Source organism: Edaphocola aurantiacus (assembly GCF_019797745.1).
GTDB classification, from domain to species: Bacteria; Bacteroidota; Bacteroidia; order Chitinophagales; family Chitinophagaceae; genus Edaphocola; species Edaphocola aurantiacus.
The window spans coordinates 552192-567016 of the sequence record NZ_VOSI01000002.1; the positions used below are offsets into that span (position 1 = coordinate 552192).

At 43.3% G+C, this 14825-nt stretch carries 13 protein-coding genes; 6 read left to right on the forward strand and 7 right to left on the reverse strand.

Annotated elements, in window-relative coordinates; all coding sequences use genetic code 11:
* Positions 1–78: 78 nt before the first annotated feature.
* The gene (locus FTD44_RS06920; protein ID WP_222165769.1) at positions 79–516 is read right to left on the reverse strand and encodes an SRPBCC family protein; all 438 of its coding nucleotides are present in this window, start codon (positions 514–516) and stop codon (positions 79–81) included.
* Positions 517–640: 124 nt separating this feature from the next.
* A complete protein-coding gene (locus tag FTD44_RS06925) occupies positions 641–2986 on the reverse strand; it encodes a right-handed parallel beta-helix repeat-containing protein (RefSeq protein ID WP_222165770.1) in 2346 nt (781 codons plus the stop codon).
* 433 nt (positions 2987–3419) lie between these two features.
* On the opposite strand from FTD44_RS06925, the gene FTD44_RS06930 reads away from it, so the two are divergent.
* Positions 3420–4835, forward strand: coding sequence for an RtcB family protein (locus FTD44_RS06930; RefSeq protein ID WP_222165771.1), 1416 nt, complete (start codon positions 3420–3422; stop codon positions 4833–4835).
* Between the two features lie 27 nt (positions 4836–4862).
* On the opposite strand, the gene FTD44_RS06935 is transcribed toward FTD44_RS06930, so the two are convergent.
* Both FTD44_RS06935 and FTD44_RS06940 read right to left on the reverse strand, forming a co-directional pair.
* Positions 4863–5084, reverse strand: a complete 222-nt coding sequence (locus FTD44_RS06935) for a hypothetical protein (RefSeq protein WP_222165772.1) — start codon at positions 5082–5084, stop codon at positions 4863–4865.
* A 12-nt stretch (positions 5085–5096) separates the two neighbouring features.
* Positions 5097–6473 (reverse strand): UDP-N-acetylmuramate--L-alanine ligase, encoded by a 1377-nt coding sequence (locus FTD44_RS06940; protein WP_222165773.1) that lies wholly within the window; start codon positions 6471–6473, stop codon positions 5097–5099.
* Between the two features lie 418 nt (positions 6474–6891).
* Here FTD44_RS06940 and FTD44_RS06945 point away from each other — a divergent pair, with 418 nt between their 5' ends.
* Genes FTD44_RS06945 through FTD44_RS06955 form a run of 3 tightly spaced genes read left to right on the forward strand, consistent with a single transcriptional unit; the run spans position 6892 to position 9846 of the window.
* On the forward strand, positions 6892–8292 hold the full coding sequence (locus FTD44_RS06945) for an RtcB family protein (protein WP_222165774.1): 1401 nt from the start codon (positions 6892–6894) through the stop codon (positions 8290–8292).
* Positions 8293–8304: 12 nt separating this feature from the next.
* Positions 8305–8919, forward strand: coding sequence for a peptide chain release factor H (prfH, locus tag FTD44_RS06950; RefSeq protein ID WP_222165775.1), 615 nt, complete (start codon positions 8305–8307; stop codon positions 8917–8919).
* Between the two features lie 21 nt (positions 8920–8940).
* Complete coding sequence (locus tag FTD44_RS06955; protein WP_246625366.1) at positions 8941–9846, forward strand: DUF72 domain-containing protein; 906 nt, start codon at positions 8941–8943, stop codon at positions 9844–9846.
* Positions 9847–9881: 35 nt separating this feature from the next.
* Here the strand turns inward: FTD44_RS06955 and FTD44_RS06960 are convergent, their stop codons facing one another.
* Positions 9882–10898 carry an MsnO8 family LLM class oxidoreductase gene (locus FTD44_RS06960; protein ID WP_222165776.1) on the reverse strand — a complete coding sequence of 339 codons (1017 nt, stop codon included), beginning with the start codon at positions 10896–10898 and terminating at the stop codon, positions 9882–9884.
* Between the two features lie 90 nt (positions 10899–10988).
* Between FTD44_RS06960 and FTD44_RS06965 the strand changes: the two genes are divergently transcribed.
* Positions 10989–11351 (forward strand): winged helix-turn-helix transcriptional regulator, encoded by a 363-nt coding sequence (locus FTD44_RS06965; RefSeq protein ID WP_129020356.1) that lies wholly within the window; start codon positions 10989–10991, stop codon positions 11349–11351.
* Positions 11348–11788 (forward strand): nucleoside deaminase, encoded by a 441-nt coding sequence (locus tag FTD44_RS06970; RefSeq protein WP_262707771.1) that lies wholly within the window; start codon positions 11348–11350, stop codon positions 11786–11788. Before FTD44_RS06965 ends, FTD44_RS06970 begins: the two co-directional genes overlap by 4 nt.
* A gap of 35 nt (positions 11789–11823) precedes the next feature.
* Here the strand turns inward: FTD44_RS06970 and FTD44_RS06975 are convergent, their stop codons facing one another.
* Positions 11824–12507 carry a DUF2490 domain-containing protein gene (locus FTD44_RS06975; protein ID WP_222165777.1) on the reverse strand — a complete coding sequence of 228 codons (684 nt, stop codon included), beginning with the start codon at positions 12505–12507 and terminating at the stop codon, positions 11824–11826.
* Between the two features lie 104 nt (positions 12508–12611).
* Positions 12612–14807 carry a glutamine synthetase III family protein gene (locus FTD44_RS06980; RefSeq protein ID WP_222165778.1) on the reverse strand — a complete coding sequence of 732 codons (2196 nt, stop codon included), beginning with the start codon at positions 14805–14807 and terminating at the stop codon, positions 12612–12614.
* Between the last annotated feature and the right edge of the window lie 18 nt (positions 14808–14825).

The following is a 14825-nucleotide window of genomic DNA, read 5'->3' on the forward strand; positions in this document are numbered from 1 at the left end:
AAAGTACAAAAAAATACCAATGGAGATTTATAATAATCTCAATGGCACTAAAGAGAAAATTGATACTATAGCATGCTCTTATGCTCTGTTATCGGGACTGAAGATCTGTTCCAGCCTCTTTTTACGGTAAGTAAAGATATTCTGTACCTTTTTATGGACAAATAATTCACCTGCAATCCATCCCAGGAAGGATTTGCCAATGTCATAATGCAGAATATCGGTCATGAGCACACCTCCATCCTGTTCTTCAAAATGATGTTCATGATGCCACATCTTATAAGGGCCGCTTTTCTGGTTGTCCACAAAGAAACGATGCTCTTGTATATGAGTGATCTCCGTACACCAGCGCATAGGAATATGAGCAAAAGGCCGGATAACGTAAAGGATGATAAGCCCCTGGTACATTTTATCCGGTATCGGAGAGATGATCTCAAATGTCATATCTTCTGGTGTAATATCCTGCAGATTAGCCGGAGTTGCAAAATAGTTCCAAGCCTTATCTAGTGATATGGGCAACCATTGCTTATGTATAAGTGTTCGAATCAATTGAAGTACTGCGTTTTAGACATTGTGAAGTTACTGATTTTAACGCAAAAAGCCGGCCAGATAAGGCCGGCTTTTCTAAGGCGCAGGTATGCATTTAATTTACTTTAACCCATGCAGTAGCAAGATTATTGGTATTGATACCTTTAAGAATGTTGGTCGTACCCTCTGCTGCATCAAACCAGATATACTCCTCACCAATGTAGTTCGGTAGTCTTTCCGGTTCAATGGTATTCTTTTTGAATTTAGCATCAGGAATGCCCGTGTAAGTAATCCCATCCCCGATATGTATACCACTACGTACTGTAATAGCATTGTCGACAATCGCATTGTACCATCTGAAGGTAGGTGTAGCCGTATTAGTTGTTTCTTTTTTTACGGTAACATTCTCCAGGGTAATCGAAGTGTAACCGTAGCCAAAGCTGGAACCAAATACTGTTGCCGTTTCATCACCAGTAAGGTAGATGGTGCTGTTTTTAAGGATGATCTCATTGGTAAACATACTTGGATTGTTGTTATAAGTACCCACAAGACCTACCGGAGAGAATTGAGCATCGTACCCATCACTACCCCGGTCATTACTCAGGTAAACGGTACTACCTTCAAACAATACTTTCGGATAAGCTCCGTTTGGCGGACTGCCATAAAAGCCATTGAAGTGATAGGTGCCGTTTTTGAAAGTACAGTTAAGATAGTTCAGTTCTGCAATCGAACTGGAGCCAATAAAGGCAACGGCTGTGTTGTCAAATGTACATCCACTGAAAGTAATCGTAGAAAGGTCTCCGGCGAGGCACTGCAGTATGTAATTCTTAAAAGTGTTATTACGAATAGCCGTGCTGGCACTTTGGAAATATGCCTTTGTTCTGATTTTGTTTTCAAAAATATTATCCGCTATCCCCGGACCAAAATTTGAATAGTTGAAGTTGCAATTCAGAAATGTATTTTGTTTCATATTTGAGGTGAATGTAAAATCCAGTCTCCCATTTTCAACATGGTTATTGCTAAAGTTCATTTCCTTTGGAAACGCCATGGCAATAAAATTGCTGAAGTAGTTATTTGTAGTATTTACTTTACGTGCCGCATATATGACATCCTGGTTAAAGGAAATAGCCCATGTCATTTTCTCAAATTGGTTATTATGGATTTGCACCATATTAGCATCTGCAATAAAAATAGCAGTAGTTAAATTGTACAAGCGATTATTTGTAATAGTGGTATTATAAGAACCGGCCACTATCCCTACTTGATGTTCCCCGATATCGCAATTGTTAACTGTTAAGTCCAGGCAGAAACTACCACCGAAATTGATCTGGTATCCGGGGCCAAACACATTGACTTCTTTTCCTTCTCTCCAGCCCAATCCGTTATTATACAACTTGCAGGATTCAATGAGTGTATGATTTGTACCACCGCTGATGCCGCCCAGATAATTATCAACCAACTCACAGTTTTTTACAGTGAAATGGGAACATGGGTCAAAAGCAATCTGAAAATTAAAATATACATTCGCATCATTGCTGGCATAATTATAGGTTACAATGCGCAGGTATTGGGCATTAACCGGACGTTTAATTTCCTCCAGTACCTGGTTTGTTTCTTTAGCAATTAATTGTTGAATGGAATCATACCAGAAGAGTTCTGTTTGAGCTTTGTAGAAGTCTGCATCTAAAGAATTGCCAATTGCTTTTGTAAGACTCAGAATATGTTGCTCCTCAGAAATGTCAGATAAGGTAAGCAAATTGGTTTTATAAGTATTGTTAAGATCGACTGGCACGTAATTCAGGTTGTCAGTACCTTCAGTGAGTAAATCGCCTTTACTGAATACTGGGTTCCAGCTTTCATAACTGACCGGTGTATTGCCAATAATAATGGCATCTCTCATAAATCCCCTGATGGTTGTATTTTCTACGGTACAGTGACGGGAACCGTGATCAAAGATGATACCAGAACTAATACTTTCATAGACCTCACCGGATACAAATGATCTCTGGTAAACATCACCGAGAATTTCTCCACCAATAATTTTGGCATTATTGGCTCGATAGAATCCAAAGGCAAAACCATAGAATTTATATACAGGGTTACCCGAATTATCATAAGGACTGCGATTCACACTGTCATACATCATTTCAATACGGCAACCCGATAAATCAAATGTCGTATTGGAAGGAATGGCTACGCAGGTATTGTTTTCTCGTGCAGCCTGAAGGCCCTGTGGTCGGTTCAAAAAAGTAAACGTGTATACGCCCTTGGGCAATTTTACAATAGATGCATTTAATGTATTCACGGCATAGTCAAGAGCAGCGTTGATTCCGTCAACATTGTTTTTCGCGATAGCGTAATCGCTGGTGGTGTAAGGTTTCTGCGGTACCCAGTCTTTAGTAATATTGAACGCATCCAGTTCAATAAGATAGGTGGCCGGATTTTCTGATGGTGTTGGCATTTTAAATGGTGTTTAGGGTTAATAAAACGACACATAAAAGAACATACAGTACAGGAGCATGATGATGATATGGCTGTGATACAGAGATGCACGCGACCCTGGATTAGTTACGCTGTACTGTATATCCTAAAATATGTGTCTGAAGCAAAGAAAGGGCGGGACTACGTCATGCCATGTCATCTCTTAAAACTTTTTTTACTACCTATTGATTTTTTACTGCGCAGTGTATTTGCGCAATATCTGATCAAGAATATTTATTTTTAAATTTATAACCTTTCCTGTACTGTATTTTACCGATTTCTTATTTATAGAATATTGTCTGCGCAGAATCATTGCGTAGTGGAATGTGCATCTTTGCATTATACAAAGCGAAAACAATAAAGCACTTTTCGGATAATAACCGTACCCTAAAACAATTTAAAAACGAAAAAACATGAACAGAATAAATGGAAATGACCTTATTGAATTAGGATACCAGCAAAATGCCATATTGGGTGTTGCCCTGAAAATAAATAAGAAAAGAGTAGGCTTTACCCGAGATCAGATGATGCAAAAGTATAAAGAGGTACTGGAGCATCCGGAACAATTTGTTGCGGACCCACTCTTTGCCAGGCTTGCTGCATTGATCATAAAAGGAGTGGAAGAGGAAACACATATCATCCCTTTAAGAACGGCTGCACTGCCATATGTAACTTATGGTGCAGAAAATATCGAAGAGGGTGCACTGAAACAGATGGATACCGCGATGAAACTTCCGGTAGCGGTGGCTGGTGCTTTAATGCCTGATGCCCACCAGGGATATGGCCTACCTATAGGAGGTGTATTAGCTACAAAAAATGCAGTCATTCCTTACGGAGTGGGCGTAGATATTGGTTGTCGTATGGCCTTGTCTGTATATGACCTGCCGGAGTCTTACTATATTCAGCACCATGATTTGTTGCAGGGTATATTGACAAAAGAATCCATGTTCGGCGCAGGAAGAGGATTTACCGGTTCCTACAGATCTGAGCATGCGGTATTGGATAATACTTTGTTTAAAGAGCATCAGTTTATCCAATCGCTGAAAGATAAGGCCTGGGCTCAGTTAGGGACTTCCGGCGGTGGTAATCACTTTGTCGAATTCGGGATTATCCGTTTCGAAGAAGAGGATACAGTTTTGAATATTCCGAAAGGCAATTACCTGGCTTTATTGACCCATTCCGGTTCCCGGGGCCTTGGCGCAACAATTGCTGGACATTATACCCGATTAGCGAAAGAACTGTGTACACTGCCATATGAAGCACAGCACCTGGCTTACCTTGACCTGTCTTCAGAAGCGGGACAAGAGTACTGGCTGGCAATGAACCTGGCCGGAGATTATGCCTCCGCCTGTCATGAGATCATTCATCATAAAATAGCCCGTGCTCTGGGTGCAGAAGTACTGGCCCGCGTAGAGAACCATCATAACTTCGCCTGGAAAGAGCAATGGAACGGAGAGGAAGTAATCGTACATCGTAAAGGGGCCACACCTGCCGGTAAAGGGGTAATGGGTATAATTCCGGGATCAATGACTGCACCGGGATTCCTGGTAAGAGGTAAGGGCGTTGCAGCTGCGATTAACTCTGCCGCGCATGGTGCCGGACGATTAATGAGCCGTACACAGGCTATAAAGACGCTGGACAATACTGCCATTGCGGAGGTACTGCAACAGCATAAGGTAACCCTGATCGGGGGTGGAAAAGATGAAGCGCCGATGGCTTATAAAAACATTCATGCGGTGATGCATGCACAGTCGGATCTTGTAGATATTGTGGCCACATTCGAACCTAAAATGGTACGTATGGCAGATGATGGAAGTAAAGAAGATTAAAGCCGCTACAGTGTAGCGGCTTTTGTTTTATTGTTGTGCTTCTTTTGCAAACAACTCCAGTAATTTCTGCATATCGTGTCTCCAGAAAAATTGTTCTTTCACTGTTTCCGATCCTGCATCTTTATAGAACAAACGGAAGGCAGACATATTTCCATTACCGACCTTTTCTATATTTATAATCTGCTTGCCATAATTCCTGGCTTGTTTTTTGAATTCCTGCAATTCATCGTTTACCGAAATCGGCTCCATATCATTCATTTTTTATTGTTGTTGTAAACTGCTCATCACCTTATCTCCGAATTGCTCCAGTGAAGGATCACGGGCACCCATCAACAGTAAAATACAATCATCTGTAAAGTGAGGTTTCATGGCTGCGATAAGTTCGTTTCGGTCTGCCACAAAAAAGGCATTGATACCTTTTGCTTTTAAGTCTTCGATCAGATCGGCGGCAGAAATATCTTTGGTAGTTGTACCACCGGCATAATAGATTTCGCTCATCCACATTTCATCCTGCGGACGTAATGCCTTACTGATTTCTTCTACCAGTTCTGTACGGATAAACTTTGTCGGGGCAAATCCATGTGGCTGAAACCATGCGATCAATTTATCGGCAACAGGTTTACAGGCTTCAATACTGGCGGCGATTTTAGCCGGGTTATGGGCATAGTCATCGATAACCGTTATACCATTTACGGTACCTAATAGCTGATGTCTGCGATAGATACCAGGATAACTGGATAAAGCAGCAGCACACTGTTCCTCATTCAGACCAAGCTGTCTGGCCACTGCAATACAGGCCAGGGCATTTTCCATGTTATGTGTACCTATGGTCGGCAGATGCATGGCAACGCCGTTTACGTCGAAGTAAATATTGAACCCCTCCTGTCTGAAATCGTGCCCCTCATTAGGCGTGCCTTTCCCGAAATCCAATGTAGTATCGGTACTGTAACTGGCTGCTAAAGTGTGAGAACGGTTCACAATAAAATGCTCCTGCGTATTGCTTTTGAAAATAGAGAAGATTTCATGCAGCTCCGACAGTTCTTTATGATCCTTATCAATACTCAACAGCACGCCGATAGCAGGTTTATATTGCACTAAGGAGCCATCACTTTCATCTGCTTCAATAATCAGCCAGTCGCTGTTTCCAACATGACAGTTTCCGATTTTGCCTTGTTTGATCAGAGACACAATGCCCGCACCCGTGATCAGTGAGGCATCAATCCCGTTTTGCGTCAGTAAGTGAAACAGCATAGCCGCTGTCGTACTTTTTCCACTGGTGCCAGCAATGGCAATCGTCTTTTTGCTCGCGCAAATCTGTGCCAGTAATTGCGCACGGGTAATGATCGGAATATGCAGAGACTTTGCCCTGGCCACTTCTACATTAGTGTCTTCGATTGCAGTACTGACCACCAGTACCTCATCCTGTTCAGTGATTTGTGCTTTCAGCTGATCGAAGCAGTGTATACCTTCTGCTTCAAGCTGTGCCTTTGTGTGATCATTAGCATCGGTATTGAACAAGCGGTCGCTGCCCGATACCTGCTTTCCCCTCCCGCTCAGATACTGGGCAATAGCACTCATGCCTGCACCAGCTACACCTGCGAAAAAGAAACGTTGTTTATCTAAAATATGATCAGTCATGATTTCTATGTTGTATCTACAAAAATAAAGGTTCTCGGCCTGATTTTACACCGTAAGTACAGCCTTATTTTTTGAAAGAAGATACGCTGCTAAAAAAAATTTTTTATATTCAAAAAAATACATTCAACTTTGCAGCAGATATAATCTCATTGTGTAACCTCTTAAATACACAATACCATGACTGAACAATTCAACATATCGTCCCTCGTTATTGCAGCCTAGATAAGGCAGCTTTCTTTTTGTTTTCCGGTGTCGAAAATCTGCGTATTGCAATAGCAATACCTGCTGTACTTATCTGCTTCATTATTCTTTAGGGACTATCTCCTTTAAGGACGAATCGAAATTTTCATTTTTTTATATATACAAAAAATAACGGTGGCTACCGGAGGCATATTTATGCCCGTCCACCATCCGAGTCATGGGAAATTTAAAATTAAAAGAACTCAGTAAGATGGGCTATACCGACAACCAGGCAAGAGCACTGGTGGTACAGACGATGTCGAAATATTACAAACACGAAAGTACAACAGTGCTGTTGCAGCTGCTGAAAGATATACGGCTGCAACCGGAGCAATACCTGCAGGATGCCATCCTGGGAAAGATTGCAAGAACCTTTATTACAGAGGAAAAAACCTGTTCGTTCCGCAGTTATGAATTATTGCAGGAAACAGGTGCCTTACACACATTTGGCGCAAAATATATAGAAGCCAGTGCCCGGCAGCAAATGGAAGTGGCCATGTCATTACCGATAAGCCTGCAAGGCGCGATGATGCCCGATGCACATGCCGGTTATGGCTTGCCGATTGGTGGGGTACTGGCTACACAAAACGCAATCGTGCCTTATGCCGTTGGGGTAGATATCGGTTGCCGTATGACATTAAGCATTGTTGATGCAGAGGCCAGTTATGTAAAACGATTTGCCTACCAGCTGAAGCAGGCATTAAAAACATACACCCATTTTGGAACCGATGGTCACCTGGAGTTTGCGCAGGAGCATGAGATACTGGATGATCCCCGCTTTCAGGCGACAGCACTGTTCCGGAAGCTGCATGGAAAAGCAGTATTACAGTTAGGTTCCTCCGGGAGCGGTAACCACTTTGTAGAATTTGGAGTGATTACGCTACAGCCTGATAATGCAATGGGATTGCCTGCCGGCGATTATACTGCACTGCTGTCACACTCAGGCTCACGTGGTCTGGGAGCCAATATCGCGATGGAGTATACGCGTATTGCTATGGATCAGTGCAAACTGCCCGCATCTGCCAGGTCGCTGGCCTGGCTTGATCTTGATGCAGAAGCCGGACAAGAGTACTGGATGGGTATGGAGCTGGCCGGTGATTATGCTAAGGCCTGTCATGAACGCATTCATCATAACCTCTTGCAGGCACTGGGATTGAAGCCACTGGCACAGGTATCGCACCATCATAATTTTGCCTGGAACGAAGTACTGGCAGATGGCACATCTGCCGTAGTGCACAGAAAAGGAGCGACACCAGCACACAAGGGTACATTGGGCATTATACCCGGTAGCATGACTACCGCTGCTTACCTTGTAGAGGGCCTGGGTAATGAACGAGCATTGCAGTCTGCATCACATGGGGCAGGCAGGGCAATGAGCCGCAAGCGTGCCAAAGAAAATATGACCGTCAGTGAATTAAAGAAAATGCTGGCTAGTGCCGATGTAAGCCTTATAGGCGGAAGTGTGGAAGAAAACCCGAGAGCCTACAAAGATATTGAAGAGATCATTGCTGCACAATCTGAACTGGTAACAGTGCAGGGACGGTTTATGCCTAAAATTGTACGCATGTGCAAAGACTAAAAATTAATTAGAATGGACAAAACAATAATACAGATCACCTCCGGTCGCGGACCGGAGGAATGTACCAGGGTCGTAGCCAAAGTACAGGAATATATACTGAAGCAGGCAAGAGCGAATGGAATCCGGGTCGAAGTGGCGGATACCGTGCCAGGAGATATAAAAGGAACGCTGCGTTCTGCAACTATAATGGCTTATGGTAATGTGGATATATTACAAAAAGAGTGGGAAGGAACGGTGCAATGGATTGCGCAAAGCCCTTATCGCAAAATGCACAAACGTAAAAACTGGTTTGTAGGTGTGCGTTTCTTTCCGGTTGATGCATTGCAGGCTTGGAAGGAAAGTGATGTAGTATTTGAAACCTGCAGAGCATCCGGTCCTGGCGGGCAAAATGTAAACAAAGTAGAGACCGCAGTAAGAGGAAAGCACATCCCATCCGGGATCCAAATCCTGGCTGCAGATACACGCTCTCAATTGCAGAATAAAAAACTATGCGCAGCACGGTTGAAAGAGAAAGTAGAGCTCTGGTATACCCGGCAGCTTACAGAAGCACAGCAGGATCGCTGGCAGGAGCATAATGTGCTGGAGCGCGGCAATCCCGTTAAAACTGTTAAAGCACCATTGGTATAAAAACTTTTTTATTTATTTTGAATGATGGAATTCGGACGTGTAGCGGCATCAGCCATAAGCAAGATTGATTTTACTTTACCTCCCGATCCGGAGCAGAATGCCTCCGTACTGGAACACAGTAATGCAGTATCGCACGAACTTTATATTGGTTGTCCTAAGTGGACTTCCAAAACATGGCTGGGTAAAATATACCCGGAGCAGACTAAGGAAAAAGACTTTCTGAAGGAATATGTAAAGCATTTCAACAGCATTGAGCTGAATGCGACACATTACAAAGTTTATGATCATACTGCTATCCGTAAATGGGCAGCAATGGCTAAGGATCAGGAAGACTTTCTGTTTCTGCCTAAGATGTATAAAGAAGTAACGCATTCCGGATCTATGTATGAAAAAGAGTTGCTTACTTATGCTTTCCTGGATCCACTGAAAGAGTTCGGTGCGCATCTGGGGCCGGTCTTTATTCAGCTGAGTGATCAGTTTTCGCCAGCGCGGCAAAAAGAGCTGGCCGATTACCTGTCTGCATTACCGGAGGGATTTAATTATTTCCTTGAGCTCAGGCACCGGGATTGGTTTGCAGCCGGGCAGCAATCATTTTTTGATTTCCTCTCTACTTTGAATATCGGGATAGTAATCATTGATACGCCGGGCCGGAGAGACTGTGCCCATATGCGGCTGACCACAAATAAAACAATGGTCCGCTTTGTCAGTAACAGCCTCCACCCTACTGATTACGACAGGATCGATAGCTGGGTGCGAAGGCTGAAAGTCTGGTATGACAAAGGATTAGAAGCATGTTACTTCTTTACACATATGCCCGATGAGGAATTCTGTCCTGAGTTAAATACATATTTCGCAAAACAAATGGCCGATGCTGCCGGCATCAATATTCGCCTGCCGAAGTTTATAGAAAAGAATACCTTGTTTTAATAATAAAGGCCAACCATTAAGGTTGGCCTTTATTATTATTGCTTCAGTTTAAATTGTTGTGATAATAACTCCAGTGAGCGCATGCGTTTTTCATGATGCGGAGAGCCGCATTGGATCATGATCTCGTCCACTTCAAAAACTTCAGCAATCGCATGTAGCGACTGTTCAATCTGTTCCGGTGTGCCGATCAGGAATCGTGGCGGCATGCGCGGATCATCCAATGGTTCGATAGGCGGAACACCTCCGAGCAATTCTATGGCGCGGTCTTCACTTTCCATCAGGCTGCTGGTATCACCCTGCATCAATCGTTTCATAGAAAGCGCAATGGGGGCAGCCATGCGTGCGGCCTCTTCTTCTGTTTCTGCGCAGAATACCCAAAGTGCGAGGATCATTTTAGGTGTTGTGCTACACAGTGCCTTCTCCGATGGGCGGAACTGATCCTTATATATACGGGATATAGAGTAAGCCTGTTGCGGATTGATGAACCCTGCAAATGCATACGGCATGCCTAAATAAGCAGCTGCCTGAGCACTCCAGGAGCTGGAGCCCAGTAACCAGGCATCGGGTTGATAGCTGCGATCGAAGTTGACTAAATGGAAAGGATGATCCGTTTCAAAATCACCGTGCATCCAGGCCATTAATTCTGCAAGTTGCTCTGCCGAATCGCTGGTGTGTGGCCGATCATTGCGGTTACGCTGCAGGGCTATGTCAACATATAATCCATTGGTCGCTCTTCCGATACCCATGTCTATCCTTCCGGGAAACATTTCGGCCAGCAAGGTGAAATTCTCAGCGACTTTATAAGGACTGTAATGGTTCAGCAGCACAGATCCTGAGCCCACTTTAATAGTATTTGTTTTTGCAGCAACCATAGGAATCAGCACCTCAGGCGCACGGCCGATCAGCCCGTTAGAGGCATGGTGCTCTGCGAGCCATATACGTTCGAACCCTAAAGCCTCTGCTCTCTGTGCAGTATCAATAGTATTCAGCACCGCTTGATGACGATCTCCTCCTACAGGAACGACAGAAAGATCGATCAGGGATAGTTTCATTTTTGAGTTGATTTATTTTAAACAAAATTAGGTAACTTTACTTTCCAAAAGATAGTGCTTTCCTTTTGGAAAGTGTTAAATATTTAAGTTATGCCTAAGATCAATTGTGCGGTATGTACCGATGTATTACTGCCTGTGAGAGATGCGCTGGATGCAATCAGTGGTAAATGGAAGTTGCAGGTGATTATTGCGATTGCTGCAGGCAACCATCGCTTTACCGAAATTGAACGCAGTATTCCGGGCATTACACCAAAGGTGCTGAATAAAGAATTGAAAGACCTGGAGCAGCAATTACTGGTCAAAAGAACCGTTCATGACAGTACACCGGTACTGGTTACCTATGAAATGACCAGACATGCTAAAAGCCTGGAACCTGTAATCGCGATGTTGCGCGACTGGGGTAAAAAACATCGTAAACATATTCAACAACAATATAGCAAACAAACGGTATGATGACAGATGAACATTTTATGAAACAGGCGCTACGCGAGGCTCAGAAGGCATATGATATGGGAGAGATTCCTATTGGTGCAGTAGTAGTATGGAATGAACGGATCATCAGCAGAGGACATAACCAGACGGAGCAGTTGAATGATTGCACAGCACATGCTGAGATGATTGCACTGACATCAGCCTTCAACGAAGTAGGCGCTAAATACCTGACAGATGCTACTATTTATGTTACGATAGAACCTTGCCTGATGTGTTGCGGTGCCTTGTACTGGAGCAAGATCGGAAGAGTTGTCTATGGTGGTACAGATATAAAGAGTGGTTATAAACGCGTGGTGGGAGAGCAATATGGTTTTCACCCCAAAACGACTATCTCGCATGGTGTACTTGCAGATGAATGTACACAGTTGATGAAAGACTTTTTCAAATCGAAACGATAATATAAAAAGCCCCGGTATAACCGGGGCTTTTTATATTATGATACTTTTCTGAACGGGATATTATTGTAAATGGCAACCTGTAACTGATTGGTTGTTCTGGCCCGGGCTACCTGCTGCATAAATCCGACTTCGAAGCGCAGATCTTTACGGATATTATAGCCAACTGCACCATACAGACGATTACGATCGAAGTGTTCCTTTTGTGCGTTAATGAATAGCTCATTATATGCGCTCAGGTATACAACTCCTTTGTCCATAACCTTTTTGTTCAACGGTATGGTTAAAGAAAGGTGATAACGGAAGCGGGTAGCATATTTGTCCTGCAGGAAGCGCTCTTCGATTCTGTAACGGTGTTGCAGATTAATCCTTCCGAGTGCCTGTTTCGTGGTAAACTGCTGGAAAATGCGATGCTCTGAAAATTCAGTTTTTTCATCTGTATCTGCAATGTAGGGCTGATTCAAAATATAGCCGTAACCCAGCAGTACATTGTTATTGTTTGGGGTAAGGTTATAGCCTATACCGGTACGGATCAGTAACTGATCCAGGTCGCCACCAAGATTATGATTGCGGTACTGTATTTCATTATGCCAGTTCCAGCCTTTGCCAAATCCCTGGTTGCCGAAATAGTTATACCAGGCGCCTATTTTGGCCGCTTGTGCAAACAAGGTAGCAGAGGTTAAAATAAATAAGGCAAATAGAGATACGGTCTTTCTGATCATAATTTTTTCGGTTTGCTGCAAATATAGTGCAGGTATATTGGATAATAAAAAGCAATGCCCGCCATTAGGCGGGCATTGTCTTAATTCTATTTATAAATCTCGGATTATCTTAAGAATAATAACTCTCTGTATTTAGGCATTGGCCAGATCTTATCATCAACCAGTAATTCCAGTTTGTCTGCATGATAACGGATCTTTTCAAAGCGCGCTTTGATATTAGTGCAGTAATCGAAAGCTTTCTTATGCATATCAGTCAGCTTATTCGCTTTCTTGCGCTCATCGATCATCGCTTCTACATTATCATTCAGCTGTTGGATATGACCGCTGATTACTTTGATCAGGTTCAGTTGTGCAGCATAAGTATCTTCACCCAGACCCAGATCTTTCAGACCTTTTACATTTGTTACCAGGTTATTCTGATATTCAACTGCAGCAGGTAAGATATGATTTGTACACAGGTAACCCAGTACGCGCGCTTCGATCTGTACACGTTTTACATACTCTTCCAGTACGATCTCATGACGTGCAGCCAGTTCTCTTGCGCTATAGATACCCATTTCGGTAAACATATCTATAGTCTCTTTCTTAGCCAGTACATCCAGTGCTTCAGGAGTAGTTTTGAAATTGCTCAGGCCGCGTTTTGCCGCTTCCTGTGCCCACTCTTCACTGTAGTTATCGCCTTCGAATAAGATATTCTGACTGTCTTTAATAGATTGTCTCAGCGTTTGCAGGATTGCGATTTCTTTTTTCTCACCACCGGCGATCTTCGCATCAACTTCTTTCTTGAACTCGATCAGGGTTTTAGCCATAATCGTATTCAGTGTACTCATAGAAGAAGCACAGTTAGCAGAAGAACCTACCGCTCTGAATTCAAATTTATTTCCGGTGAACGCGAATGGAGATGTACGGTTACGATCCGTGTTATCCATCAGCAGTTCAGGAATATGCTTGTGAATATCTAATTTCAGGATCACTTCATCCTGCTCTGTAAATTTACCGGAAACGCGCTCTTCAATTTCACCCAGTACTTTGGTCAGGTATTCACCGATGAATACAGAGATAATAGCCGGAGGAGCTTCGTTTGCACCCAGACGGTAGTCATTACCTTCAGATGCGATTGCTGCGCGCAGCAGGTCTGCATAATCATGCACCGCTTTGATCACGTTGATGAAGAACGTTAAGAACAACAGGTTTGTTCTAGGCGTTTTACCAGGAGCCAGCAGGTTAATACCTGTGTCGGTAGCTAAGCTCCAGTTATTATGTTTACCACTACCGTTTACACCTGCAAATGGTTTCTCGTGGAATAATACTTTCAGTTTATGACGCTTTGCAACACGGTTCATTACATCCATCAGCAAAGAGTTGTGATCTACTGCAATGTTCACCTCTTCAAAGATCGGCGCACATTCAAACTGTGCAGGAGCAACCTCGTTGTGGCGGGTACGCAGTGGAATACCTAATTTATAAGACTCTTGTTCAAAGTCCTGCATGAAGGCAAATACGCGTTCAGGAATAGCACCGAAGTAGTGATCTTCCAGTTGCTGACCTTTAGCAGGAGCATGACCGATCAGGGTACGACCACATTGTACCAGATCCGGACGTGCATCAGCCAGGGCCTCATCAATTACAAAATATTCTTGTTCCCATCCTAAAGTAGCGGTTACTTTAGAAACGTTTTTATCAAAATAGTTACATACATCTACAGCCGCTTTATCCAGAACAGCAATAGATTTCAGCAATGGAGCTTTGTAGTCCAGAGACTCACCACTGTATGCAATAAAGATAGTAGGGATACATAAAGTTTTACCCTGTGCAGTCTCCATGATGAATGGTGGAGATGCCGGATCCCAGGCGGTATAGCCACGGGCTTCAAATGTTGCACGGATACCACCGTTAGGGAAGCTCGATGCATCTGGTTCCTGTTGGATCAGGGCGTCACCATCAAAGGTTTCCAGTGGTGAACCATCTGATTTTAAGGTAAAGAAAGAATCGTGCTTCTCGGCAGTAGTACCGGTTAATGGCTGGAACCAGTGTGAAATGTGTGTTACACCTTGTGACATGGCCCAGGCTTTCATACCGGATGCGATCTGCTCTGCCATTTTACGATCTATCTTGCTTCCGGCTTTTACAGAAGCCTGCAGGCTTTTGTAGGCTTCGTCGCTTAAATATTCGCGAACCTTAGCTCCGGTAAATACATTCGATCCAAAGAATTCTGTAATCTTCTTACCAGAATAATCCAGGATTTTTTTGTCGTTGTGCAAATGCACTTCATCAATAGAAGCAAAACGATGTGCAGACATTTGAAAAATATTTAATGT

Excerpts from the sequence above, each read along its gene's own strand:
- FTD44_RS06965 (WP_129020356.1), top strand. The coding sequence starts at position 10,989 with ATGCCTAAGATCAATTGTGCGGTATGTACCGATGTATTACTGCCTGTG.
- FTD44_RS06955 (WP_246625366.1), top strand. The coding sequence starts at position 8,941 with ATGATGGAATTCGGACGTGTAGCGGCATCAGCCATAAGCAAGATTGAT.
- FTD44_RS06930 (WP_222165771.1), top strand. The coding sequence starts at position 3,420 with ATGAACAGAATAAATGGAAATGACCTTATTGAATTAGGATACCAGCAA.
- FTD44_RS06925 (WP_222165770.1), bottom strand. The coding sequence starts at position 2,986 with ATGCCAACACCATCAGAAAATCCGGCCACCTATCTTATTGAACTGGAT.
- FTD44_RS06960 (WP_222165776.1), bottom strand. The coding sequence starts at position 10,898 with ATGAAACTATCCCTGATCGATCTTTCTGTCGTTCCTGTAGGAGGAGAT.
- prfH (WP_222165775.1), top strand. The coding sequence starts at position 8,305 with ATGGACAAAACAATAATACAGATCACCTCCGGTCGCGGACCGGAGGAA.
- FTD44_RS06970 (WP_262707771.1), top strand. The coding sequence starts at position 11,348 with ATGATGACAGATGAACATTTTATGAAACAGGCGCTACGCGAGGCTCAG.
- FTD44_RS06975 (WP_222165777.1), bottom strand. The coding sequence starts at position 12,507 with ATGATCAGAAAGACCGTATCTCTATTTGCCTTATTTATTTTAACCTCT.
- FTD44_RS06945 (WP_222165774.1), top strand. The coding sequence starts at position 6,892 with ATGGGAAATTTAAAATTAAAAGAACTCAGTAAGATGGGCTATACCGAC.
- FTD44_RS06940 (WP_222165773.1), bottom strand. The coding sequence starts at position 6,473 with ATGACTGATCATATTTTAGATAAACAACGTTTCTTTTTCGCAGGTGTA.
- FTD44_RS06935 (WP_222165772.1), bottom strand. The coding sequence starts at position 5,084 with ATGGAGCCGATTTCGGTAAACGATGAATTGCAGGAATTCAAAAAACAA.
- FTD44_RS06980 (WP_222165778.1), bottom strand. The coding sequence starts at position 14,807 with ATGTCTGCACATCGTTTTGCTTCTATTGATGAAGTGCATTTGCACAAC.